Annotated in this window: 21 protein-coding genes; 9 read left to right on the forward strand and 12 right to left on the reverse strand. The window is 69.2% G+C overall.

The genetic code is table 11. The features are described 5' to 3' along the window. Positions 1-132: 132 nt before the first annotated feature. Entirely contained in the window at positions 133-3408 is a 3276-nt protein-coding gene (locus tag IE307_RS23290; RefSeq protein WP_373306037.1) for a S8 family peptidase, read from the reverse strand. A gap of 242 nt (positions 3409-3650) precedes the next feature. Next, positions 3651-5243 carry a phosphoglycerate dehydrogenase gene (gene serA, locus IE307_RS23295; RefSeq protein ID WP_229905000.1) on the reverse strand — a complete coding sequence of 531 codons (1593 nt, stop codon included), beginning with the start codon at positions 5241-5243 and terminating at the stop codon, positions 3651-3653. Between the two features lie 827 nt (positions 5244-6070). Here serA and IE307_RS23300 point away from each other — a divergent pair. After that, a complete protein-coding gene (locus IE307_RS23300) occupies positions 6071-6601 on the forward strand; it encodes an ATP-binding protein (protein WP_191301039.1) in 531 nt (176 codons plus the stop codon). Here IE307_RS23300 and IE307_RS23305 read toward each other — a convergent pair. The 4 genes from IE307_RS23305 to IE307_RS23320 all read right to left on the reverse strand — a co-directional run bounded on the left by IE307_RS23305 (position 6570) and on the right by IE307_RS23320 (position 10306). Beyond that, a complete protein-coding gene (locus IE307_RS23305; RefSeq protein WP_090051086.1) occupies positions 6570-6833 on the reverse strand; it encodes a DUF397 domain-containing protein in 264 nt (87 codons plus the stop codon). The genes IE307_RS23300 and IE307_RS23305 overlap by 32 nt on opposite strands. A 98-nt stretch (positions 6834-6931) precedes the next feature. Next, positions 6932-7945 carry a ketol-acid reductoisomerase gene (gene ilvC / locus IE307_RS23310; RefSeq protein ID WP_189153880.1) on the reverse strand — a complete coding sequence of 338 codons (1014 nt, stop codon included), beginning with the start codon at positions 7943-7945 and terminating at the stop codon, positions 6932-6934. A gap of 22 nt (positions 7946-7967) precedes the next feature. Next, positions 7968-8474, reverse strand: coding sequence for an acetolactate synthase small subunit (gene ilvN, locus IE307_RS23315; RefSeq protein WP_030479767.1), 507 nt, complete (start codon positions 8472-8474; stop codon positions 7968-7970). Beyond that, positions 8474-10306, reverse strand: a complete 1833-nt coding sequence (locus IE307_RS23320) for an acetolactate synthase large subunit (RefSeq protein ID WP_191301041.1) — start codon at positions 10304-10306, stop codon at positions 8474-8476. Before IE307_RS23320 ends, ilvN begins: the two co-directional genes overlap by 1 nt. Before the next feature lie 230 nt (positions 10307-10536). On the opposite strand from IE307_RS23320, the gene IE307_RS23325 reads away from it, so the two are divergent. The 3 genes from IE307_RS23325 (at position 10537) to ilvD (ending at position 13339) form a co-directional block, all read left to right on the forward strand. Next, positions 10537-10995 (forward strand): PH domain-containing protein, encoded by a 459-nt coding sequence (locus IE307_RS23325; protein ID WP_191301043.1) that lies wholly within the window; start codon positions 10537-10539, stop codon positions 10993-10995. After that, complete coding sequence (locus tag IE307_RS23330) at positions 10992-11417, forward strand: vitamin K epoxide reductase family protein (protein ID WP_191301045.1); 426 nt, start codon at positions 10992-10994, stop codon at positions 11415-11417. Before IE307_RS23325 ends, IE307_RS23330 begins: the two co-directional genes overlap by 4 nt. Positions 11418-11494: 77 nt before the next feature. Next, positions 11495-13339, forward strand: a complete 1845-nt coding sequence (gene ilvD, locus IE307_RS23335; protein WP_191301047.1) for a dihydroxy-acid dehydratase — start codon at positions 11495-11497, stop codon at positions 13337-13339. Here the strand turns inward: ilvD and IE307_RS23340 are convergent. The 3 genes from IE307_RS23340 to IE307_RS23350 form a co-directional block, all read right to left on the reverse strand. Continuing rightward, the gene (locus tag IE307_RS23340; protein ID WP_191301049.1) at positions 13336-13578 is read right to left on the reverse strand and encodes a hypothetical protein; all 243 of its coding nucleotides are present in this window, start codon (positions 13576-13578) and stop codon (positions 13336-13338) included. The genes ilvD and IE307_RS23340 overlap by 4 nt on opposite strands. A gap of 10 nt (positions 13579-13588) precedes the next feature. After that, on the reverse strand, positions 13589-14317 hold the full coding sequence (locus tag IE307_RS23345) for a DoxX family protein (protein ID WP_191301051.1): 729 nt from the start codon (positions 14315-14317) through the stop codon (positions 13589-13591). Positions 14318-14386: 69 nt separating this feature from the next. Next, complete coding sequence (locus IE307_RS23350; protein ID WP_229905001.1) at positions 14387-15301, reverse strand: 2-hydroxyacid dehydrogenase; 915 nt, start codon at positions 15299-15301, stop codon at positions 14387-14389. Between the two features lie 28 nt (positions 15302-15329). On the opposite strand from IE307_RS23350, the gene IE307_RS23355 reads away from it, so the two are divergent. Both IE307_RS23355 and IE307_RS23360 read left to right on the forward strand, forming a co-directional pair. After that, the gene (locus IE307_RS23355) at positions 15330-16208 is read left to right on the forward strand and encodes an alpha/beta fold hydrolase (protein WP_229905002.1); all 879 of its coding nucleotides are present in this window, start codon (positions 15330-15332) and stop codon (positions 16206-16208) included. A gap of 35 nt (positions 16209-16243) precedes the next feature. Further along, positions 16244-17404: a PQQ-dependent sugar dehydrogenase gene (locus IE307_RS23360; RefSeq protein ID WP_229905003.1), complete on the forward strand. Its 1161-nt coding sequence runs from the start codon at positions 16244-16246 to the stop codon at positions 17402-17404. Positions 17405-17425: 21 nt separating this feature from the next. Here IE307_RS23360 and IE307_RS23365 read toward each other — a convergent pair whose 3' ends face one another. Then, positions 17426-18373 carry a LysR family transcriptional regulator gene (locus IE307_RS23365; protein WP_191301057.1) on the reverse strand — a complete coding sequence of 316 codons (948 nt, stop codon included), beginning with the start codon at positions 18371-18373 and terminating at the stop codon, positions 17426-17428. 146 nt (positions 18374-18519) lie between these two features. On the opposite strand from IE307_RS23365, the gene IE307_RS23370 reads away from it, so the two are divergent. The 3 genes from IE307_RS23370 to IE307_RS23380 are packed head-to-tail and all read left to right on the forward strand — an operon-like array spanning position 18520 to position 19768. After that, entirely contained in the window at positions 18520-19044 is a 525-nt protein-coding gene (locus tag IE307_RS23370; RefSeq protein ID WP_191301059.1) for an MPN domain-containing protein, read from the forward strand. Continuing rightward, complete coding sequence (locus IE307_RS23375; RefSeq protein ID WP_191301061.1) at positions 19041-19409, forward strand: SgcJ/EcaC family oxidoreductase; 369 nt, start codon at positions 19041-19043, stop codon at positions 19407-19409. The genes IE307_RS23370 and IE307_RS23375 overlap by 4 nt, the downstream gene beginning before the upstream one ends. Next, positions 19406-19768: a VOC family protein gene (locus tag IE307_RS23380; protein WP_191301063.1), complete on the forward strand. Its 363-nt coding sequence runs from the start codon at positions 19406-19408 to the stop codon at positions 19766-19768. Before IE307_RS23375 ends, IE307_RS23380 begins: the two co-directional genes overlap by 4 nt. Before the next feature lie 83 nt (positions 19769-19851). On the opposite strand, the gene IE307_RS23385 is transcribed toward IE307_RS23380, so the two are convergent. Continuing rightward, entirely contained in the window at positions 19852-22341 is a 2490-nt protein-coding gene (locus IE307_RS23385; RefSeq protein ID WP_191301065.1) for a M14 family zinc carboxypeptidase, read from the reverse strand. Positions 22342-22526: 185 nt separating this feature from the next. Then, positions 22527-25100: a CHAT domain-containing protein gene (locus IE307_RS23390; protein WP_191301067.1), complete on the reverse strand. Its 2574-nt coding sequence runs from the start codon at positions 25098-25100 to the stop codon at positions 22527-22529. Positions 25101-25113: the final 13 nt, after the last annotated feature.

Raw genomic sequence — 25113 nt, forward strand, 5'->3', positions numbered from 1 at the left:
GTGTCACTCGACCGTAGGAAGGGGGTCGCGTCAAGGGGTGACGGCAGGCAGTTCCGGGCTGTGACGCACGGAGAGGCCCGGTCCCCCTGACGGGCAACCGGGCCTCTCGTGAAACATCCGACCTGGCGGTGCCTAGTAGGCGCCGCCGCGGCCGTTCGACTTCACCGTGACGACCGACGCGCGGTCACCGTTGGCGTTGTGGTGGTTGAGGACCAGCAGGCCCTCGGACTTGTCGGCCTTGAGAGCGGCCTCGTCCTTGTTCACCACGAGCGCGGTGCCCGGCTTCGCGACGTACGACAGTGCCGCGTCGCCGCCGCCCTGCGCCCACAGACCCGGCTTGAGCGGGTCGTAGGACAGGTTGCGGTCGATGACGTCGACCAGCTTGTTCGCGTTGCCCGGCGCGGCGTAGTAGCCGCCGACGCCCACGACGTACGAGAGGCGCGCCGTGTCCTTCGTCGCGTCGATGCCCAGTGCGCTCAGCAGCACCGGCAGGACGACGACGTTGGTGTCCTGGACGTTCGCGTCGACGTCGCCGAACAGGCCGTTCACGCCCTGGATGTCGACGGTCTCGCCCGTCTTCAGGTCCACGGTGGACGCGACCAGCAGGTCGGTGTCGGTCAGGCGGGTGGCGAACACCTCGAAGTCCGCGGTGCCGTCACCGTTGGTGTCGATGTCGACGAACGGAATGGTGTTCTTGCCCAGGTTGTACCAGTTGCCCCAGGTCGCGACGCCGAACGCGAGCAGCGCCTCCTCGGGCCTGCCCTGCGCCTTGGCCAGCGGGGCCGTGGAGGCCGCGCCGACGTAGCGCAGGTCGCCGCCCTTGGCGGTCTCGTTGAGCGCGCAGTTCTCGGTGACGTTGCGGCGGCAGTCGCGCAGCTTCGGCGACTGGGCCTGCAGCTCGAGAACGCTGATCAGCGAGCGGTACGCCTGCGAGCCGGTGCCCTGGTCGACGCCCTTGCCGGTCAGGTTCAGCACGGCCTGCTTGTCGTTGCCGCGGAACTTGAGGCTGGACGCGGTGCCGATGTCCGCGACCGGCTTCGGCGCCGAGTAGACCGACAGGCGCAGCGGCACCGTGGCGCCGGCGGTCGGCGTGAGGGTCACGCGACCGGAGGCGTCCGCGAGGAACTGGCGCGGCGTGTCGAGCTGGAGCGGCTCGACCGTCGAGTCGACGGTCTTGCGCAGCGCCTTCGGGTCGGTGATCTTCAGCGTGACCTGGACGCGGGCGATGCCGCGCGGGCTCAGCTTCACCTTGTCCTGCGAGAGCACGTAGCTCACGCCGGGGATCGTCGTGGCCGCGGTGTAGCCGACCTTGTACTCCACGGACTTCGTGGACTTGTTGACGATCTTGATGGTCTTGGACTTGGAGACCGGCTTCGAGACCTCGACGACGCCGAAGTTCGCGCTGACGTAACCGTTGTCCTCCTCGACGTAGGCGAGGACCTGGTTGTCGATCGCGGCCTTGCCGTCCACGCGGCCGGTGCCGACCCGGTTGGGGGCGAAGGTCTTGCCGTTCTCCTTCACGTCCGCACCGGCGGTGTTCATGATCGAGGCCTTGACCTCTTCCAGCGTCCAGTCCGGGTGCGCCTGGCGGACCAGGGCGGCGATGCCGGCGACGTGCGGCGACGCCATCGACGTACCGGAGATCACCAGGCGGTCGTTGCCGGAACCGACGGCGGTCGACGAGATCGTGTCACCGGGGGCCGCGACGTCCGGCTTGATGGACTGACCGCGGGTGCCGCGGCTGGTGAACGCGCTCGGGGTGTCCGAAATGGACTGGTCGTACGTCGCCGTCGAGGTGCGCAGGTCACCCGCGAGGCGGACGACCAGCGTGCCCGCGTCGAGCGCCGGGCGGACCGCCGCCGTGGCCGAGCCGGTGAACTGGAACATCGGGATGGCCGCGTTGCCCGCGATGCCCGCCGCGAAGTTCTCCAAAGTGGACGACAGGAGCACGCCCTGACCGCCCGCCGCCTGCACGTTGTTGGCCCGTGCACCGGAACCGCAGCGACGCGTGGCGTCGTTGTCGTCCCACTCCAGCCAGACGAACTTGCCCGCGACCGCGTCGGTGATCGGCTGGCAGCCGTCGAGGTTTCCCGCCTGGGTCAGCTTCACGACCGGCAGTTCCTTGTCGTACCCCAGGTAGCCGGTGAAGTTCTGGCTGTACTGACCGGGCTTGAGGCCCTGCCCCTTCACCTCGGCGCCGTCGCGCAGCACGTAGGAGTCGCGCGTGGAGGCGACGGTCAGCGCCTCGGGCGTGTTGCCCGGCGAGCCGCCGATGTCGTAGAGGTCGCCGCCGTTGCCCGCGGAGAAGACCGGCATGACGCCGACGCGGTACAGCTTCTTGACGAACAGGCTGTCGGGGTCGTCCGGGGCGCCGTAGTCGGAGCCGAGCGACAGGTTGACCACGTCGAGGTGGTCGGAGAAGTCGCCGTCACCGTCGGGGTCGAGCGACCAGTCCAGGGCCTGCGAGGTGACGTTGGTCGAACCCTCGCAGCCGAAGACCTTCAGCGCGAAGATCTGGGCCTTCGGCGCGGTGCCGGGACCGATCTTCATCGCGTTGAGCTTCTCGGCGTCGAGCTTGGTGTAGTCGCCCTTGAAGGTGCTGCCGTCGGCGTTCTCGCCGAACCCGGCCGTGGTGCCCGCGACGTGCGAGCCGTGGCCGTTGCAGTCGATGGGGTTCGGGTCCGGCTTCGGCGTGTTGATCGCCGGGTCGGTGCTCTCCCCGTCGTAGGTCTCACCGACGAAGTCGTACCCGCCGACGACCTTCGAGGTCGGGAAGTTCGGGTCGCTCTTGGTCGGGTCGACGGCCTCGAACGCCGCGACGGTGCCGGGACCGCCGAAGTTCGCGTGCGTGTAGTCGACGCCGGTGTCGATGATGCCGACGCGGACGTCGTCACCGAGCTTGCCGTACTGCTGCCAGACGTTGAGCGTCCTGGTGAGCTGGACGGCGTTCGAGTTCTGGCGCTTCTTCGGCACGACCGGGTAGACCGCGAGGACGTCGGAGCGCTGGGCCAGTTCGCGGACCTTCTGCGCGTCGGCCTTCACGACGACGCCGGGGACGCCGTTGGAAGTGCGGTAGAGCTCCTTGGTCTGCGTGTCAGCGCTCTTGAGCTGGCCGACGACCTGGTCCGCCGTGGCGCCGGTGTCGTTCTTGGCCTGCTTGGCGGCCTGCTTCGCGACCTCTTTGCCCTGGCTCTTCTTCTCGTCGAACGCGTCGACGGCCGGCTTGCGGTCGAGCGCGACGAACGCGGTGACCGTGCCCGCGGTGTTCAGCCTGGGAGAAACCTTGAGGTGCAACGCTTTCGCGTCCAGCCCCTGTGCACCCTTGACCGGCTGCGCGAGCGGTTCGCTCTGCGCCTGTGCCGTGGCAGGTGCGATCAGCAGTGTGGTGATGGCAGAGAACACCACCAGACTCGATCGTCTCTTCACAACGTTGCCCCAACCGAGGTGTGTGCTTCGACCCGAGTGGAAAAGTGCCGTAGCCCTCTACGGCACCGGGTCAACCTCGTGGGGACGCTAATCGCTGATCGTGTCTCCGCGACTGCCCCGAAAGTATGAATGTTGTCTACGGATAGTTGCCTGTTACGACTTCGTTGTGAATGGCGATGGACACGGGAAGGGGACTTTGCGCATCCCCTTCCCGTTTGTCGTGACTATCCGAAGTCGACAGAGCGGACCGTGCGCGCACCCACGGCGGCACCGATCGGGTCGAGCACCTGCGTGTCGACCGGGCGGTCCACGCGCAGCACCATGACGGCGTCGCTGCCGGTCTGGCTGATCTGCGCGGCCTCGATGTTCACGCCGGCCTCGCCGAGCAGCGTGCCGACGGTGCCCATGACACCGGGACGGTCCGGGTACTCCAGCAGCAGCACGGTGCCTTCGGCGCGGAGGTCGAAGTTGCGGCCGTTGATGTTCACCAGCTTCTCGACCTGCGCGATGCCGCTGACCGTGCCGGAGACGCTGAACGTGCTGCCGTCCGCGTGCACGGACTTGACCGTGACGAGGCTGCGGTGGTTCGGGCTCTCGGTCTCCTTGACGAGCTCGACGCTCACGCCCAGGTCCGCGGCGAGGCTCGGCGCGTTCACGAACGTCACCTGCGACTCGACGACCTTCGAGAACACCCCGCGCAGCGCGGCGAGCGGCAGGATCGCGACGTCCTCATTGGACAGTTCGCCGCGGACCTCGACGGTGACGCTGGTCGGGGCCTTGGGCGACAGGGCGCTCAGGACGGTGCCGAGCTTCTGCACCAGCGGCAGGTACGGGCGGACCTCTTCGCCGACCGCGCCGCCCTGGACGTTGACGGCGTCCGGCACGAACTCGCCGGCGAGCGCGAGGATCGTGCTCTTCGCGACGTCGGTGCCCGCGCGGTCCTGCGCCTCGGCCGTGGACGCGCCGAGGTGCGGCGTGACGACGATGCCCGGCACGTTGAACAGCGGGCTCTCGGTCGTGGGCTCGGTGGAGAAGACGTCGATGCCGGCGCCGCCGACCTGGCCCTCCTTGACGGCCTCGGCGAGGGCTTCCTCGTCGATGAGGCCACCGCGGGCGGCGTTGACGATGATGACGCCGCGCTTGGCCTTCGCCAGCTGCTCCGCACCGATGAGACCCTTGGTCTCCGGCGTCTTCGGCAGGTGGATGGAGATCGCGTCGGCCTTCTCGAGCAGCTCCTCGAGGCTGACGAGCTCGATGCCGAGCTGGGCGGCGCGCGCGGCGGACACGTACGGGTCGTAGGCGATGAGCTCGACGCCGAACGCGGCGATGCGCTGCGCGAACAGCTGGCCGATCTTGCCGAGGCCGACCACGCCGACCGTCTTGCCGTTGAGCTCGACACCGTTGAACTTGGAGCGCTTCCACTCGTGGTTCTGCAGCGTCTCGTGCGCGGCCGGGATCTGGCGCGCGACGCTCAGGAGCAGGGCCACGGCGTGCTCGGCGGCGCTGACGATGTTGGACGTCGGGGCGTTGACGACCATCACGCCGTTCTGCGTGGCGGCCGGGACCTCGACGTTGTCGAGGCCGACACCCGCGCGCGCCACGACCTTCAGCTTGCGCGTGGCCGCGAAGACCTCGGCGTTCACCTGGGTGGCGGAACGGACCAGCAGGGCGTCCGCGTCCTGCACGGCTTCGAGGAGGGCTGCGCGGTCGGTGCCGTCCACGTGGCGCACTTCGACGCCGTCGCCGAGAGCGTCCAGAACGGACGGCGCGAGCTTCTCGGCGATGAGGACAACAGGTCGGCTCGTGTTGCTGCTCACGGACATCGCTCCCAGGAAGGGTCGGATCGTGGGGCGCGGGCGTGGTCGGGGGCGGCTGGCCCGCGCCGACCGGAGCACCGCAATGTGTCCGGACTGTTAACGAGCATAGACAGGGGGCTTGCGCGGGCATTCCGCCGGGTGGCTCAGGTCACGGTCCGCGTCTTGCAGTATGGGACTGGGGTGGGGCTGGCGTGCGTTCACTCGTCAGGGTGATGCCCAGGGGTTGGGACCGGGTCGAGGTCGGGTGGAGTGGCCGCTCGGGTGGGGTGGGGTGTTGGGGTGGGGTGGGCTGCTCGGGTGGGGCGCGGGTCGGCTTGCGTTGGCTTGTCGCGGTTCCAGCGGGGTTGGTCGCGTTCCCGGAAGAGAGGTCGCCTTGCGAGGACGGGCGCGCGGGTCGTGACGAATCAAAGGCTGGCGATTGGGGCTTGACCTTGAGCCTCCGGCGAGGCGCTGAGACGGCCGGAAAAGCCGGGCTGAAAAGCGCCCGGCCGTGCCCGATAAGGGGTAGCACCCCGCCACTCAAGGTCAAGCCCCAATCGCCATGAGCGGGGTGCACCGCCGCCCAGTCGGCAGCAGGTTCGGACGGCTCGCTTCGCATCGCCACGCCAGGTTTCGTCCGAGGTTGCCCTTGCGTTGTCGGCTGACCGGTTGGCACCGCGCGGGTCGGTTTCCGGTGGCTGGCGCCGGTTCCAGCGGAGGGGTCGCCTTGCGATGGCTGGTGCCGGTACCAGCGGGATCGGCTTGTCGTGGCTGCTGCCGGTTCCGGCGGAGGTGTCCGCCGCCGAAAATCAGCGGACTCGTCGCGAGGCGCGTGGGATGCTCCGCCGATGCCACTGGTGTGGGTGACGGGGGTTTCCGGAGCCGGTAAGTCGACGGTCTGCGACCTGCTCAAGGAGCGTGGTGAAGCGGCGGTCGACACCGACTGGGAGGGCTACAACCGCTGGATCGACCGGGTCAGCGGGGAGGTCGTGGTCGACCCTCCGGACCCGGTGCCCGCCGGGTGGCTCGACCGGTACGGCTGGCTGATCAGCCGGGACCGGGTGGTGGAGCTGGCCGATCGGTCGCGGGGCCGGGAGGTGTACCTGTTCGGCGGGGTCGAGAACGAGGCCGAGGTTCGGGACCTGTTCGACCTGGTGGTGTGCCTGGTGATCGACGACGCGACGCTGCGGGAGCGGTTGGCGGGCCGGACCACCAACTCCTTCGGGAAGCATCCTGAGGAGTTGGCGGCCTCGTTGTGGCACAACGAGCGGATGGAGGCCCGCTACCGGGCGCTCGGGGCCGTGATCGTGGACGGGACCCTGCCGGTGGAGGAGGTCGTCGAGGCGGTCACCACGGCTCGTCGAACTCGCCGTCTTTAGCGCCCAGGACGAAGGCGTCCCATTCCGCCATCGTGAAGGTGAGGACGGGTTCGAGCTGCTTGGAGTTGCGCATGGCGACGTAGGTGGCGCCGTCGGTGTGCTCGATGAAGGCGATCTCGACGTGGCCGTCCTCGGGCTCGGGCTCCGGCGGGCGCTTCCACTGCGCGTTGCGGAGGTCCAGCTTGCCGCGCACGTGGGCCTTGTCGTCGTAGATCGGCGCGCTCTCGGTCATGCGGTTGAAGTTAGCGGATGGAAGCGAGCGGAAAGCGGAAGGCCCGCGGGGCGTGACATGCGCTCCGCGGGCCTTCCTCGACACGAAGGACCTGGAGGTCAGGCGGTCTCGGTGATCGGGCGGTCGACCCACGACATCATGTCGCGGAGCTTCTTGCCGGTGACCTCGATCGGGTGGTTCTCACCCTCCTGCTGCAGCTTCTTGTAGTTCGCGCGGCCGTTGTCGTCCTCGGCCACCCACTCGTTCGCGAAGGTGCCGTCCTGGATCTCGGTGAGGATCTTCTTCATCTCCTCCTTGACCGAGGCGGTGACGACGCGCGGGCCGCGGGTCAGGTCGCCGAACTCGGCCGTGTCGGAGATCGAGTAGCGCATGCGGGCGATGCCGCCCTCGTACATGAGGTCGACGATCAGCTTGAGCTCGTGCAGGCACTCGAAGTACGCGACCTCGGGGGCGTAGCCCGCCTCGGTCAGCACCTCGAAGCCCGCCTGCACCAGCGCGGAGGCGCCACCGCAGAGGACGGCCTGCTCGCCGAAGAGGTCGGTCTCGGTCTCTTCCTTGAACGTCGTCTTGATGACGCCGGCGCGCGTGCCGCCGATGCCCTTCGCGTAGGACAGGGCGAGGGCCTGGGCGTTGCCCGAGGCGTCCTGCTCCACGGCGATCAGGGCAGGCACGCCCTTGCCGTCGACGAACTGGCGGCGGACCAGGTGGCCGGGGCCCTTCGGCGCGACCATGGCGACGTCCACACCGGACGGGACCGTGATGAGGCCGTAGCGGATGTTGAAGCCGTGGCCGAAGAAGATCGCGTCGCCCTCGTTGAGGTTCGCGGCGATCTCGTTCGCGTAGATGTGGCGCTGCGCGGTGTCCGGCGCGAGGATCATGATCACGTCGGCCCACGCGGAGACCTCAGCCGGCGTGCCGACCTCCAGGCCCTCTTCCTCGGCCTTGGCGCGGGACTTGGAGCCCTCCTGCAGGCCGATGCGGACCTCGACGCCCGAGTCGCGCAGGGACAGCGCGTGGGCGTGGCCCTGGCTGCCGTAGCCGATCACGGCGACCTTGCGGCCCTGGATGATGCTCAGGTCGGCATCGTCGTCGTAGAAGATCTCAACGCTCACTGTATTTCCTTCTGTCTGGTTTCTAGCGAACCGCGGTGGCAGTGATGGAACGAGCGCCACGGCCGATGGCGACCATGCCGGACTGGACGATCTCGCGAAGCCCGTAGGGCTCCAGCATGCGCAGCAGGGCGTCGAGCTTCTCAGAAGTGCCCGTTGCCTCGATCGTGACGGCCTCGGGCGAGACGTCGACGACCTTCGCGCGGAAGAGCTGAACGGTTTCGAGGACCTGCGACCGCACCGTCGCGTCCGCACGAACCTTAATCAACACCAGCTGCCGCTGAACGGAAGCACTCGGCTCCAGCTCCACGATCTTGATGACGTTGATGAGCTTGTTGAGCTGCTTGGTCACCTGCTCCAGCGGCAGCTCGTCGACCGACACCACGATGGTCATGCGGGAGATGTCGGGGTACTCGGTGCGGCCGACCGCGAGCGACTCGATGTTGAAGCCGCGGCGGGAGAACAGGCCGGCGACGCGTGCGAGCACACCGGGCTTGTCCTCGACCAAAACGCTCAGCGTGTGCCTGGTCATCACAGGTCCTCATCGAACAGGGGGCGGATACCGCGGGCGGCCATGATCTCGGAGTTGCCGGTGCCCGCCGCGACCATGGGCCACACCTGGGCGTCCTTGCCGACGACGAAGTCCACCACGACGGGGCGGTCGTTGATCTCCAGTGCCTTCTGGATCACCTCGTCCACCTCCTCGCGCGACTCCGCACGCAGGCCCACGCAGCCGAGGGCTTCCGCCAGGAGCTTGAAGTCTGGGATGCGGTGCTTGTGCGTCCCCAGATCCGTGTTGGAGTACCGCTCGCCGTAGAACAGGGTCTGCCACTGGCGGACCATGCCCAGGTTGCCGTTGTTGATCACGGCGATCTTCACCGGGAGGCCCTCGATGGCGCAGGTGGCGAGCTCCTGGTTGGTCATCTGGAAGCAGCCGTCGCCGTCGATGGCCCACACCGTGGTGTCCGGCACGCCGGCCTTGATGCCCATCGCGGCGGGAACGGCGAAGCCCATCGTGCCGAGGCCGCCGGAGTTGATCCACGTGCGCGGGTGCTCGTACTTCACGAACTGCGCGGCCCACATCTGGTGCTGGCCGACGCCCGCGGTGTAGATCGTGTCGGCAGGCGACAGCGAACCGATGCGCTCGATGACGTACTGCGGCGACAGCGTGCCGTCCTCCGGCCAGTCGTAGCCCAGCGGGAACGTCTCGCGCAGCGACTTCAGCGTCGTCCACCACGGGGAGAGGTCGACGGCCTTCGCCGTCTCGCGCTCGGTGCGGACGGCCTCGATCAGCTCGGTGATGATCTCCTTGCAGTCGCCCACGATCGGGACGTCCGCGCGGCGGTTCTTGGAGATCTCGGCCGGGTCGATGTCGGCGTGGATGACCTGCGCGTCCGGGGCGAACGAGTTGAGCTGGCCGGTCACGCGGTCGTCGAACCGGGCGCCGAGCGCGATCAACAGGTCCGAGCGCTGCATCGCCGCGACGGCTGCGACGGTGCCGTGCATGCCGGGCATGCCCAGGTGCTGGTCGTGCGAGTCGGGGAACGCGCCGCGCGCCATCAGCGTCGTGACGACCGGGATGCCGGTGTCCTCGGCCAGGCGCAGCAGCTCGGCGTGCGCGTCCGCCTTGATCACGCCGCCGCCCACGTAGAGAACGGGCTTGCGGGCGTTGACGATCAGCTTGGCGGCTTCGCGGACCTGCTTGCCGTGCGGCCGGGTCGTCGGCCGGTAACCGGGCAGGCGCATCTCGGGCGGCCACGAGAAGCTGGTCTGCTCCTGCAGCACGTCCTTGGGGATGTCGACGAGGACGGGGCCGGGTCGGCCGGTCGACGCGATGTGGAACGCCTCCGCGATCGCCCGCGGGATCTCCGCGGCGTCGGTCACGAGGACGTTGTGCTTGGTGATCGGCATCGTGATGCCGCAGATGTCCGCCTCCTGGAAGGCGTCCGTGCCGATCAGCGGCCGCGACTGCTGGCCGGTGATCGCGACGACGGGCACGGAGTCCATGTTCGCGTCCGCGAGCGGGGTGACGAGGTTGGTCGCACCCGGTCCCGAGGTCGCCATGCAGACCCCGACCTTGCCGGTGGCCTGCGCGTATCCGGTCGCCGCGTGCCCTGCGCCCTGCTCGTGGCGGACGAGGATGTGCCGGACCTTCGTGGAGTCCAGCAGCGGGTCGTACGCGGGAAGGATCGTCCCGCCGGGAATGCCGAAGACCACTTCGCAGCCGACCGCCTCAAGCGAGCGCACGAGGGACTGAGCACCGGTTACACGAATCGGTGCGCCCGTCGGCGGGGCCGGTTTGGGCCGCGGACCTGGACGTGGCGACGTGGGCTCGGGAGCCTGTCGCGATGGTGCGCTGGTCATCATTGCCTCGTGGGTATCGGGGTCCGGACACGAAAAAACCCTCGACAACCCGGAGATGGGTCGTGCGAGGGTCGCGCGTCGACGCAGGCTGTTCGGCTCAGGCGTCGACGCGCCTGAGAAGTACGAGAACGAGCGTGCGCTGCATGAAGCGGACGTTATCGCCTCGCGCAAGAGTGCGTCAACTCTGCGAGATGGAATTCCCGGATCGTGGACGTGGAACAATCGTCCGGGTGAAGAAGCTGGTCTTTCGCATCCCGGCAACGGCCCTGCTCGCAGCGGCTTTGATCGTCATCTGCGTCACCCCTGTGGCGTGGGTCGCTCCCGGGCTGCAAGCGCTCTACGTCCTGCCGCTCGGCTACGCCTACTGGGTGCTGCGCAACCGCACGACCGTCACCGAGGAGGAGATCGTCGCGCGCGGGGCGTTCGGCACCACGACGCTCAAGTGGGATGACGTGAAGTCGATCCGGCTGGTCCAGAAGGGCTGGCTGCGCGCGGTCAAGAAGGACGGGTCCGAGGTGACGCTGCCCGCGGTGCGGTTCATGCACCTGCCGGCGCTGTCATTGGTCAGCGGTGGGCGCGTGCCCGACCCGACGATCACGGAGGAAGAAGAACCCGCCGAGGTCGCGGAAGACGTGACCGAGGATGCCCCGAAAGTGGCGGAGGAGAAGTCCGTACAGTCGGAGAAGTGATCAAACGGGTTCCGCTGCTGAGCCTGCTGCTGTCCATCGCAGGCCTGCTGACCTCGGCTTATCTGACGTACACGCACTTCAACGCGAACGCTCTGCTGTGCTCGGCGGACGCGGTGATCGACTGCGAGACCGTGACCACGAGCGAGCAGTCGGAGCTCCTGGGCGTTCCCGTCGCGTTCCTCGGACTGGCCTTCTTCGCCTTCCTGACCGTGATCTGCCTCCCGTTCGCGTGGAGGATCGAGGCGCTGAAGTGGGTGCGTCTCGCGGCGGTCGGCGTCGGCGTGCTGATGGTCGTCTACCTGGTCGCGGCCGAGTTCCTGATCATCGGCAAGATCTGCCTGTGGTGCACCGTCGTGCACGTGATCACGCTCGCACTGGCGTATCTGCTGGTCTCGGCGAGCCTGCGCACAAGTAACCTTTGAGGCACCGCTCCCAGACTGGTGGACGCCTCACCCCCGCGTCCCGTGCGTTTTTGTCTTGAACTGAATCTGGAGGAGCAGTGCCTCAGCTCCGCTCTCGCACCACCACCCACGGTCGCAACGCCGCCGGAGCCCGCGCCCTCTGGCGCGCGACCGGCATGACGGACAGCGACTTCGGCAAGCCGATCATCGCGATCGCCAACTCCTACACGCAGTTCGTGCCGGGCCACGTGCACCTGCGCGACCTCGGGGACATCGTGGCCGAGGCGGTGCGCGAAGCGGGCGGTGTCGCACGCGAGTTCCACACCATCGCGGTCGACGACGGCATCGCCATGGGCCACAGCGGGATGCTCTACTCGCTGCCCAGCCGCGAGATCATCGCCGACTCCGTCGAGTACATGGTCAACGCGCACCAGGCCGACGCGATCGTCTGCATCTCGAACTGCGACAAGATCACGCCCGGCATGCTCAACGCGGCCATGCGCCTCAACATCCCCGTCGTGTTCGTGTCCGGCGGGCCGATGGAGGCCGGCAAGGCCGTCGTCGTCGAGGGCGTCGCCGTCGCGCCGACCGACCTGATCACCGCGATCTCCGCGTCCGCGTCTCCGAACGTGAGCGAGGACGGGCTGTCCGAGGTCGAGCGCTCCGCGTGCCCGACGTGCGGTTCCTGCTCCGGCATGTTCACCGCGAACTCCATGAACTGCCTCACCGAGGCCCTCGGGCTCTCGCTGCCGGGCAACGGTTCGACGCTGGCCACGCACGCCGCGCGCCGCGAGCTGTTCTCCGAAGCCGGCCGTGTGGTCGTGGAGCTGTGCAAGCGCTGGTACGGCGAGGACGACGAGTCGGCGCTGCCGCGGTCGATCGCGAACCGCAAGGCGTTCGAGAACGCGATGGCGCTCGACATGGCCATGGGCGGCTCGACGAACACCGTGCTGCACATCCTCGCCGCCGCGCAGGAGGGCGAGATCGACTTCACGCTGCAGGACATCGACGACCTGTCGCGCCGCGTGCCGTGCCTGTCGAAGGTGTCGCCGAACTCCGACTACCACATGGAGGACGTCCACCGGGCCGGCGGAATCCCCGCGCTGCTGGGCGAGCTCTACCGCGCGGGCCTGCTCAACGACGACGTCACGTCGGTGCACACGCCGACCATGGCGGAGTGGCTCGGCAAGTGGGACATCCGCGCCGAGAACCCGTCGCCGGAGGCGATCGAGCTGTTCCACGCCGCCCCCGGTGGCGTGCGCACGACCGAGGCGTTCTCGACGTCGAACCGCTGGTCCTCTTTGGACACCGACGCGGCCGGTGGCTGCATCCGCGACGACGAACACGCCTACACGCGTGACGGCGGCCTGAACGTGCTGCGCGGCAACCTGGCCGAACGCGGCGCGATCATCAAGTCCGCGGGCATCGACGAGGAGCTGTGGCACTTCGAGGGCCCGGCGCGCGTCGTCGAGTCCCAGGAGCAGGCCGTCTCGGCGATCCTGAACAAAGAGATCCAGGCGGGCGAGGTCCTGGTCGTGCGCTACGAGGGCCCGTCCGGTGGCCCCGGCATGCAGGAGATGCTGCACCCGACGGCGTTCCTCAAGGGCTCGGGCCTGGGCAAGAAGTGCGCGCTGATCACGGACGGCCGGTTCTCCGGTGGGTCGTCCGGCCTGTCGATCGGCCACATCTCGCCGGAGGCGGCGGGCGGCGGCACGATCGGCCTGGTCCAGAACGGCGACCGGATCCTGATCGACGTCCACGAGCGGCGCCTCGAGCTGCTGGTGGACGACGAGGTCCTGGCCGAGCGCCGCGCCAAGATGGAGGCGTCGGAACGGCCGTGGCAGCCGGTGGACCGGGTCCGCCCGGTGACGGCCGCACTGCGGGCGTACGCGCGGATGGCGACGGACGCGTCCACGGGCGCCGTCCGCAACCCGGACCTCTAGAGCAGCGCGGCGAGCGCCAGACACACACCGAACACGAGCCAGCCCGTCAGCGGTCCGCTGACGGGCTGCTCCGTCCTCTTGACCATGACGCCGGCGACGACCAGACCCGCGAGCAGGCCGAGCGGCGGCAGCAGGGAGCGCGCGGTGAGCCCGAACGGGAACGCCAGCAGGTAGACGACCGGGATCCCGATCACCAGCAGGGCGAGCTGGAGCACCGCTCCCGTCACGTTCTTCCGCATCCGTGAGTTCTTACCGGAAGACGAAGTACGTCACCGCGGCGCCACCGGCCCCGATGACCAGCGCGATGAACCCGGCGGCCAGCGGGTGGCGGAACCAGCTGCGGTTGTAGTCGAGCGCGGCCCGGCCCGGTCCGGCGAACAGCGCCGTGAACGCCATGCCGGCCAGCGCCAGCTCCAGCTCCACGCCGTTGGGGCCGAAGAAGCCACCCTTGTACTGCAGCGCGATGACGTTGGCCATCACGGCGAGCAGGCCCGCCGCGGCCAGCGGCGTGAACAGGCCCAGCACGAGGAGGCCGCCGCCGGCCAGTTCGGTGATGCCGGTGACCCAGGCGAGGACGACAGACTCGCGGTAGCCCATCTTCTCGAGCGACTGCGCGAAGCCGTTGATGCCGGGCCCGCCGAACATGCCGAAGACCTTCTGCATGCCGTGCAGCAGGAAGATGCCGCCGAGCACGGCGCGCAGCCCGAGCAGGCCGATGTCCGGCCCGGCCGTCCAGCCGAACTTCCTGCGGTCGTCCTCGAACAGGTCGTCGTCCCGCGAGTCCACAGTGGACGTGTCCAGCGGCGTGTAACCCGTGTTGTCGAACGCCTTCGTGGTCGAGTCGTACGCCTGCACCGTGTCTCCGCCGACTCTCGCGGTGCCGTCGTCGAAGTGGTGTACTCCCCCTCCGCTGCCCGAGTAGAACGAGTCGTCGGAGAAGGCGCTCGAGCTGGTCGAGCCCTTGTCGTGAGTGGCCACGCCCGCACGCTAGGGGGCCACGTGCGGGCGCGCGAGAGCCGAACGGCAGCCCAGTTTCACCCGGATGGGCTAGTACGTCCCGTGCACCAGATTGCGGGGCTCCTCACCCGAGGCGAACCGGGAGATCTCCGCGGCGGCGACGGCGTAGGCGCGCTGCGTGTGCCCCGTGCACGACCCGGCCACGTGCGGGGTGAGCAGCAGGCCGGGCGCGGTCCACAGTGGATGGTTCTCGGGCAGCGGCTCGGGATCGGTCACGTCGAGGGCCGCGCGCAGTCGCCCGGAATTCAGTTCGGCGAGCAATGCGTCCGTGTCCACGACCGGGCCGCGGGCCCCGTTGACCAGGATCGCGCCGTCCTTCATCGCGGCCAGGAACTTGGCGTCGACGAGGTGGCGGGTCTCCTCGGTCATGGGCGTGAAGATCACGACCGCGTCGAACTCCGGCAGCAACTGCGGCAGCTCGTCCTGGCCGTGCACGCCGTCACGGGCCGTGCGGCCGACCAGCACGGCGGTGGCGTCGAACGGTTCGAGCCGCTTGCGCAGCTGCTCACCGAGGTCGCCGGCGCCGACGATCAAGACCTTCTTGTCCTGCAAGGTGTCCGTGAGGTGGTAGTCCCAGCGGCCATCGGCGCGAGCGCGCTCGAAAACGAGGAAGTCTCGGTAAATGGCCAGAAGAGCGCCGATCGCCCACTCCGCGGTGCTGCCGCCGTGCGCGCCACGGCACGTGGAGAGCAGCACACCGTCCGGCACCTTGCCGATGAAGTTCTCGGCACCGGCGCTGAGCAGCTGCACGAGCTTGAGGTTCGGCAACGACGCGAACACCTCGCGCGGGTCGGTGCCGGCGAGGAATCTCGGGATCAGGACCTCGGCGTCCCGGCCGTCAGCGGGCAACGGCTCCCCTGGCACGTACCGGACCGGGCGGACACCGTCCACCTGGGACAGGGCTTGAACTCCGAAATCATCTGGCACGAGCACGGTGAGCGTCACCCCTGCAAAGTACGTCAGAATGTTCGGCATGCGGGAGCACGACATCATCGCGTGGGACGGCACGAAGATCCGGACGTGGCAGGTGCCAGGCGAGGAGACACCGGTGCTGCTGTGCCCCGGCGTGGGCTCCGGGCCCGAGTCGTGGCCGTCGCTGACCGGCCGCGCGGGCCTGCTCAGCTGGTACATGCGCGGCACGATGGGGTCGGACCGGCCCGTAGACGAGCGCAACATCTCGCTCGACGACCACGTGTCGGACGCGATCGCCGTGCTGGACGACGCGGGCATCGAGCGGTGCGTCGTCATGGGCTGGTCGATGGGCGTCACGGTCGCGGCCGAACTGGCGTTGCGTCATCCACAGCGGGTGGCGGGCCTGCTGCTCGTCGCGGGCGCGCCGGGTGACTCGTTCGACGCCATGTTGCCGCTCGTCCCCAGGAACGTGCGCCGGTTCGTCGGGCTGACGAGCGCGAAGCTGCTGCAGCAGGCCGGTCCGGTGCTGGACAGGGTGCTGCACCACCTCCCGGTGACGGACGCGACGACGTTCCTGCTGCGGCACAGCGGCGTGATCAAGCCGTCGAGCGACCCCGCTGCGGTCACCCACGCGGTGAGCCGGTTCCTGCAGCACGACTGGCGCTGGTACTTCACGCTGGCGCTCGCGCTGGGCGAGACGCCGCGCCAGGACCTCAGCCCGATCGGGTGCCCCGTCACACTGCTGGCCGGTCGTGACGACGTGCTGGCGACGACGGAGAGCATGTCCGGGCCCGTCGGCGCGCTGCCCCAGGCGCGGCTGCGGGTGCTCCCGTGCAGCCACTACCTGCCGCTGGAGGCGCCGGAGGTGGTCAGCGACGAGCTCGACCTGCTGCTCGACCGGGTGAGGTCGGTCGATTTCGCCAGGTCCGGTAGAAGTTGACTTCGGGTTCACGGTCGCGCACCTAACCTGGGGGCGTGGTTCGTTCCGTTGCGTTGCTGACCGCCGTCTGCCTGCTGGCAGGGGGCTGCGCGAGCTTTCCCGACGAGCCGGCGCCGACGCAGTGGAGCGCGCAACCACAGCTGACCCCGCAGGCGGGTCCGCGTCCTGAGCTGCCGGGCGAGTACCGCCCGACGCCCGGTGACCAGGGCCGCAACCCGGCGCCGCAGAGCGTGCCGCCGCCGCAGGGCTGCAAGGACTACCACCCGGCCGTGGTGGCCACGTGCCTCGACACCGTCACCGGGGTCGCCCCGATCGGCGGGGACGCGCAGGGCGGCGTCGCGGCGTACGCGACCGAACGCGGCGGGCGCCTGGTCAAGGTCACCAAGGACGTCGACCCGGTCGTGATCGCCAAGCTGGAGGTCGACGCGTCGACCGACGGCGGGCTGACCGGGCTCGCGCTGTCGGCGACGTTCGCCGAGGACCAGCTCGCCTACGTCTACGTGACGACCGCGACGGACAACCGGGTGCTGCGCATCGCGCCCGGCGACTCGCCCAAGCCGATCCTCACCGGCATCCCGAAGGGCCCGTCGGGCAACCGGGGTGTGCTGGCGAGCGACCGCAAGGGCGCGATCCTCGTCGCGACCGGTGACGCCGGGAACCCCGCGCTGGCCGCCGACCCGAACTCGCTGGCGGGCAAGGTGCTGCGCATCGACGGCTCCGGCCAGCCCGCCCAGGGCAACCCCACGGCCGGTACCGCCGTGATGTCCTCCGGCCTGCGGCTGCCCGGCGGCCTGTGCGTCTCGGCGGACACGCAGAAGATCTGGGTGACGGACTGGGCCGCGAGCGGCGACGTCGTCTACCGCGTCACGCCGGGCAAGCTCGGCGACGCGGCGTGGGCGTGGCCGGACCGGCCCGGTGTCATGGGCTGCTCGTCGTACTCGGACCAGCTGTCCGTGGCGACGTCCAAGACGCCCGGCTACCAGTCGTTGTCGATGAACGCCGCCGGTTCGTTCACGGGCAAGCCCGAGATCGCCATGGCGGAGGACGGCTTCGGCCTGCTCGGGCCGATGGAGATGCTCAACGAGTCGGCGTCGCTGGTCGGCACGGTCAACAAGACCGGTGGCCAGCCCGTGTCGTCGGACGACCGCGTCGTGATCATCGTGCGCCCGAACAACGGCGGCGGGACCAAGGACTGAGCGGTCCAGGGGCTGTGTCGGCTAAGCGCTGAGCGCGAACGCCTCTCCCCCGTCGCGCCACCACCGCGCGTAGACCTCGCTCTCCTCGACCAGCTTCAGATAGCCCGCGGCGACCTGCTCGCACAGGTCGTCGACCTCCTCCGCGACCGGCGCGTCCGTGCGCCAGGCCAGCACGACCTCGCGCACCAGCGGGTTGCCGGTGAGCGGCAGGCGGGCGACACCGGGCGGCGTTCCTCCGACCGGGTAGAGCGGGCACACCGCGCCGGACTCCCTGATCAACGTCAGCGCCACGTGCGCCTCGCTGCTGAAGTGCGCGATCCGTTGCTCGAACCCCGCTGCCGCGCACTCACGGGCGAAGTGGGCGTTCATGCCGCTGTCGTCGGGCTCGGGCATGACCCACTTGTCGTTCGCCAGGGCTTCCAGCCCGATCTCGGGTTCGCGCGCGCACGGGTGGTGTTCGGGCACTGCGACGAACAGCGGCTCACGGGTGAGCAGCCGATGTCCGACGTTCGGCGGAAAGGACAGCGGAGCACCGGGAAATCGGCGCATCACCGCGATGTCCAGCTCGCCGGTGGTGAGCAACGCCGTGAGCGTTCCCGTCTCCTTGATGGTGCGGCTGGTGACGTCGCCTTTTAACGCACTCACCAGTAGTCCGAAGTGATAGGCGGGGATTCCGGCGAGCCTGGTGGGAGCGCTGGGACTTTGCGCGTTACGGCGCGTTACGCGTTCGAGAGTCACGAGCTGAGTGAGCATCGACCGGGCTTCCTGCACGAAGTCTTGACCCGTCGGCGTGAGCGTGACGCCATCGGCCGCGCGCAGGAACAGCACTCCGCCCAGGTGGTCCTCGATGCGCCTGAGCTGCGTCGACACCGCGGGCTGGGTGAGGTGCAGGCGGGCGGCGGCCTTGCGCAGACTGCCGCAGTCCGCGATCGCCACGACCAGTTCGAGGTGCCGCACTTCCAGACGCATGCGCCCGATGTTATAGCTCAATGTAATAGGGCCAACACCCTCCGGAATCTCGCGTGAGACGTTGTGGTCTCGATACGTTCGGCTGCGTGATGGAATTGGCCGAGCGCCCGGCACGCACCGACGCGGTGCTGTTTTCGGATCGCGCCGTGAAAACGTTTCTGGAGGCCGCGTCCGCCGAATACTCGTTCATCACCGAGGACGAGCCGAGACCGTGTTTCGCGGTGCTGCTCGGCCGGTCCGCCGGCACCGAGGCCGTCGTGTCGGAGGTGGCGTTCGGGCGCAACGCGCGTCTGACGGACCCCTCGGCGCGGGAGGAGTTCGCCTCGACGATCGTGCCGCGGTTCGGCACGGCGTACGAGAACCCGGTGCGGGCGTGGTGGCTCGACCCCGCCGACCTGCTGACGATCACGCGGGCGGCGGACGCTCGTGAGCTGGACGTCCTCGGCTCGATCCACCTGCACCCGGATTGGCACCGGCTCGGGCCCGAGTGCGAGCGCGACCGGCCGTTGAGCGACAGCCCCACGCCGATGGACGAGCACATGTTCCGCAACAGCGGATGGCCCGTGAACGTCGTCTGCTACCTCGAACGCCGCCATGGCGGCCTCTACTACTCGCTCGCCGCGTGGGACGCCCAGTGCCTGCGCCTGCCGTTGAGGACGAACCACTCATGACCGAAGAGATCTACGCGCTGTGGCAACGCATGGAGAAGGGCTGGGCCCTCGGGGACGGTGACGCGTTCGCCTCCGTCTTCGCCGAGGACGTCGACTTCGTGACGGTCCGCGGTGAGGAGCTGTTCGGGCGGCGGGCCGTGGCGCTCGGGCACTCGCAGCTCTTCGCGGGGCCTTACCGCGACACCGAGCTGACCGCCGAGATCAGCCTGGTCAGGCCGTTGACCGACGTCGTGTCGGTCGTGCACGTCACGTCGTCCATCGCGCCGGCGGGCATCACCACCCACGCGCAGGCCGTCGTCGTGCGGCGCGCGGACGGGTGGGAGATCGCCGCGTTCCACAACATGATCCCGAAGGGACGGTCATGAGCAGGCCACGGTTGCGGCACATCGCGTTCGTCGTGCAGGACGCCAAGGAGATGGCCGACTTCTACACCTCGCGGTTCGGGATGTCGTTGTTCCACACCGATCCCGACGGCAGCCACTTCGTCACCGACGGGTACTTCAACCTGGCGTTGATCCAGCAGCGGCTCGACGGGGACGTGCCGACCGGCTTCAACCACTTCGGGTTCCAGGTCGACGACGTGGCGCCGTACCTGGAGACGCTGGAACCCAAGCCTGCTCTGCGGGGCGGCGACCGGCCGTTCGCGGAGTACCGGGCGATCGATCCCGAGGGCAACTGGTTCGACCTGTCGGCGCACGGATTCCTGCCGCCGGGGGTTTCGTAAGTCGCGAAGCGGGAACCCTGGTGTGGGGTACTGCAGGCGGGGACCGGGAAGGCTGTCGGGGCCTCCCGATCCCCGCCTTTCCCCTATCGCGTGCCCGCCCAGAAGAGCGCCCGCGCGACCTGCGCGTACAGGCCCTTCGGGTGGTTGCGGAACATCGGCTCTGTGCCGAAGAGGACGACTCGCGTGCCGTTGGCCGCCGTTCCGGAGACGACCGCTGCCTGGCCCGCAGCCGCGTCCTGACCGCCCGTGCCGTTGTCTCGTGCGTGCCAGTGGCCTGCTGCGATCACCGTGCTGCCGTAGCGCTGTTCGACCGTCACGCCCGCGCCGAGGTTCGTGAACCACTGCGGTGCGTAGACGAACGAGTGCGGCAGCGCTCCCGTACCGACCGGGCCGGTGCCGTTGACGACGTTCACCACGCCGTTGGCGTCCTCCCAGCCGGCGACCGGGGTGGCCTGCAGGAGCTTGGCGTCGGTGTTGAACCTGCTGCCTGTCGCTCCGCGCGTGACCACTCCGCCGCGCTTGAGGAACTCGTCGAGCGACGCCTTCGCGGCGGCGTTGAGCTGGCCGTGGTTGAGGCCCGCGCCCACGTACAGCGCGTCGATCCGCGACCAGTCGAAGCCCGCGTTCAGCACGGCCGTGGAGATCGTGCGGACGTCGAACCCGGACTCGCGCAGCACCTGCAACTCGTCGGCGGAGACGGCGGCCGCGATCACCTTGCGCTGCAACGCTTGGCCGCCCGGCTTGGCGCTGGTGAAGCGCACGCCGTAGCGGTCGGCGACCTCCTTGGCTGCGGCCCTCTCCCTGGCCGGGACGACGATCGTGCCGTCGTCCTGGCGGCGCAGCTCGAGACCGCGGCCGAGCAGGTCGTTGACCGCGCTGACGTCCTTCTGGTCGGTCAGCACGAGCGCGAGGTCGGTGCCCGGCGCGGCGTCGACGTCACCGGTCGGTGCGGCGGCGGTGACGGGCTTGCCGTCGAACCGGAACTGGCCGCTCTTGTGGACGTCGACCGACGCACCCCACAGCAGGCGGTGGCTCCAGCCGGAGATGTCGTACATGACCGGCGCCTTGTCGGAGATGTCGCTGCCCTGCTCCAGCATCACGTTCGCGAGGCCGCGCTTGGGCTGGTGCATGTCCACGACGTACGACCCGGCCGGATAGCGCTTGCCGCCCAGCGTGAACGGCCGCTCCGCCCGTTCGACCCGCACGTCGTGCCGGACGAGCTGGTCGACGAGCCGTGCCGCGGCGGGCGCGGACCTGTCGTTCGTGATCACGTAGGCGCGCGGGAACTCCGTGCTGAAGCGGTCCTCCGGCCCGAAGCCGGGCACGAAGCCGTCGGGGATGGCCCGCTGCCTCTCCCCGTTGGCACCGCGGCGGAACATCTCCGTCTGGTTCGCGATCAGGCTCCTGCGGTTGTCGTCCACGTAGTCGAGCGTGGTCTTGATGGTGGCCTCGACGACGTCCGTGTTGATCTTCGAACGCCGCTGCAGCTCCGCCGCGGGCAGGGCGTCGTAGTCGGACCGGTTGACCCGCATGGGGATCTCGATCGTGTACGAGACGGCCCCGTGGTACATCGAGTACTGCGCGGTGTAGATCGGCGCCCAGCCGTCCCACTCGCCGACGGGGTAGTCGCGGAACGGGATCTCCGGCTTCGCCGCCTCGGGGTGCCCGAGCGCCTGCACGGCCTTCTCCATCCGCAGGCCGTTCTCATAACCGTGCTTGATGTACAGGTCGAAGTCGTAGTTCTGCCCGTGCGGCGGCGTGGTCGGCTCGATCAGCGTGTTGGTCACGTAACCGTGCTCGTCCAACATCATCAACGGCTGGGTGCGTTCGACGATGTCCTGCATGGCCCGGTTCTCGGGCTGCGAGCTCGTGACGAAGTCGCGGTTGAGGTCGAACCCCGCGTTGTTCGCCCGCGTGCCGGCGACGCGCCCGTCCGGGTTCGCCGTGAGGTTGAAGTAGACCCTGCTGCGCTGCAACAGGTTCCTCGTGGCCTTGTCGTTGCTCGTGGCGAGGTGCTCGATGACGCGCAACGCGCCGTCCGTGCCCTCCCACTCGTCGCCGTGGATGTTGTTGTTGATCCAGATCGGCGCCTTGTACAGGCTCTGCGGGACGGTGCGCCCCTCCTCGATGGTGGCGCGGAACCGTTCCTGGAGCCGGGTCTGGATTGGGCTCTCCGGCGCGGTCAGCGTGACCAGGTACAGGTCCCGGCCGAGCGTGGACTGACCGACGACCTCGACGGAGATCCTGTTGCTCTTCTGCTGCAACGCGTTCAGCTTCGGCGCCAGCGAGTGGTACGGCGCCAGACCGAGCTTGATGGACTTGTCGGCCGCGTTCTCCGGGTAAGCCCGCAACTTCGTCCTGCGCGGGTAACCCTGGTGCCTGTCGGCCTGGTTCTCCCCCTGCGCCGGCACGGACTGCGCCTGGAAAGCGCTGTCCAGGGTGGCGATCTCATTGCGCTCAGGCCCGTTGCCGGGCTCTCGGTCCGAGGTTGCGGTCGGTTGCGCCGTTCCGTTGACGGGCGCCGCCACGACCGCGGCAGCCGCCAGGAGAACAGCGAGCAGAGTTCTGCGCATGCGGACTTTTCTCGCACAACGGCCCGCGCATCGACTAGAGCCGATAGGCGGGCCGTTGCATCCCCTCGGTCCGGTCCACCATTGCACAGCCTCGCGAGAAGTTCACCAACCACGTTCACGACCAGGAGCAAAGTCACCACTGACCAGCGACTTCGCCCGCCCGAATCACTCGATCGGCCTAGGCGCTAGCCGGACCCCAGACAGAGGAACGGCCGCCGGAACGGGTCCTTCGCCATCGCCTCGGCCAGCGCCACCGCGGGCGCCGCCCCCGCCACCAACGCCCGGTGGTAGTCGGCCATCGCCGCGGCACTGGCCTCGTCCCCGACCTTGCTGGCCGCGGCCACCACGGTCCGCGTGCCACCGGCCAGCATGGCGCCGGCGAACCCGAGCGCCTCGTCTCCGGGCCTGATCCGGTTCAGCGCCAGCGAACAGGCCGCGAGCACGACGTGCGCAGGCGGCGTCCTGAGCCTGCCTAGCTCGTGAGCGAACAACGGCCCGTCGTCCAGCTCGAGCCGCGAGAACAGCGCGTTCTCGTTCTCGTGCTCACCGTGGGCCGCGATGTGCACGAGATCCGCGCCGTCGAGGTGCGCCAGGACCTCCGCCGCGGTCGCGTCCTGTCCCGCCAGCACCGTCGCCTTCTCGTGGTGCACGGCGACCCGGTCCAGCTCACCGTCCGCGAACTGCAGACTCGGCCCCCGCACCAGGAGCACCCGGTCGGTCTTCGGCCGGTCCGCCTGGCTCGCGGCCAGCCACGCCGTGGCGCTGGGCGTCGTGACCACAGGCCGCCCGTGCAAACTCGGGAGCACTCCCCACGGCACCGCGTACAGCGTGCCCGTCGGCACCACGACCAACTCGCGCTCACCGATCAGGTGGATCAACGGCTTGATCAGCATCGCGTCGAGGGCATCGGCCTGCTTGCGCGCCGACGCCCCGATCACCTGCACCAGCGGCGGCGGCAAGTGGTCGGGCGCCAGTGCGTTGAGGTCGATGTGCAGCTTCTGCGCACCTTCCAGCGCGTCGTCGGCGGCGCCGAGCCGCACCGTCCGCACCTGCCCGCCGGCGATCACGACGGCCACCATGTCCCCACCGGACACGACGAAGCTGACCATCGCGCGCTCGCCCAGTCCGGCGATCACCTCGCTGATGGTCGCCATCGGACGCGTGCGTCCCCACCGCTGCGAATGCCAGCCCATGCGCGTCGCTTCACGCTGCGCCTTCACCAGCTCGTTGCGCAGGTCGGTGGTCGGCCGGCCGTCGAGACCCGCGCGCATCAGCTCCCGGCCGAGCCCGCGCACCTCGGCGATGCGCTTGGCCAGCTCGCCGTCCTCGATCAGTTCCTGCGGCTCGTAGCGGTAGGCCTGTGCTCGCGTGCGTTCCAGCCACACGAACACCTGGCGCGCGTTGTTGCTCTCCAGCGCCAGCCGGATCACGAGCTCCCGCAACTCGCGTCCGTGCACCGCGGTCGCGGACACCAGTTCCAGCCCGCCGAGCTGATCGCGCACCTGGCCGAGTTCGTCCAGGCCCTTGCGCGCGTGCCGCAACGCGGTGCGGCGATCCCCTTTGGCGAGAGCGAGTTCCGCGAGCACGAGCCGGCGTTGCATGCGGTGGTCGAGCGGCGTGACGGCACGGGGAGCCGGCAGGCTGCTCAGCAGTTCCTCGGCCTCCGCGATCCGGCGCCGGCGCACCTGCAGCCGGACGGCGAGCATCCCCGCGAGCCTGGCCTCGTCGATCAGGTGGTTGGCCGCGAGGTGCTCCGAGAGCGTCAACGCCTTCTGCACCAACGCGTTCGTGACGCGCTTCACGTGCATGGAATGAGCCCACAGCTCGATCAGCGCGGCCATCATCCACCAGGTGCTGCCGCGCTTCTCCAGCTTGCGCATGGAGGCCTTCGCCATGCGACGGGCCAGGTCGAAGTGGTCGTCGAGCAACGCGGCGGACGCCCGGTACATCTCGACCTCGGCGATGTCCTGGCTGACCTTGTTCTTGCGCAGCACCGGCAACGCCTCGTCGAGCATCCGGCCGACGTGGTCGGACATGCCGACCATGAGCAGGCATTCCGCGTGCAGGAGCCGCGAACTGGCCAGCAGCGACGGCTTCTCGTGCGCGAGGTAGAGGCGTTCCGCCTCCTCGTAGTGCCGCAGGGCCTCGATGACCCGCCCGCTTTGCTTGTACGTGTTGGCGAGCGCGGCGATCACGTAGGGGTAGAGCCGGTCCAGGCTGTGCTCACCGCTGAGAACCGCCACCCGCTCCAGGTCGGCGACAGCGGCGTCGCTGCGGCGGATGGCCGCGTTCGCGAGAGCCCTGGAGATCAGCGACGACGCGAGCCGGTTGATCCACTCCGCGTCGACCCGCTCCGGAGAGGTCCGCAACGCGTTCTCCGCGAAGTCGATGAACGGGTCGAACCACAGAACGGCCTGTTCGGGTTGCCCCATGCGCAGGACGATGCAGGCCTGGTAGTAGTCGGCGGAGCCCTTCAGCAGGACGCGCAACCACGGGTCCTCGAGCCGTTCGAGTTCCTGGCGCGCCTGGTCGAAGTACCCGACGGCGGCGCCCAGCCCGCTGGCTTCGCCGGTGGCGTCGCCGAGGCAGAACAGGATGCGGGTCCGCAGTTCCGTCCGTTCCGGACTGTCAGGCGCGCGATCGGCGTGCACGAGTGCACGCTTGTGAAGGCGGATCGAGGACGGGAACCGGTAGTGGTCCTGCTCCGTCCACCCCTTCTGGTACAACTCGCGCGCTCTTTCCAGGGCACGAGCGGGCATGTGATCATCACAC

The sequence above is a fragment of the Lentzea cavernae genome (genome assembly GCF_014653695.1).
GTDB classification, from domain to species: domain Bacteria; phylum Actinomycetota; class Actinomycetes; order Mycobacteriales; family Pseudonocardiaceae; genus Lentzea; species Lentzea cavernae.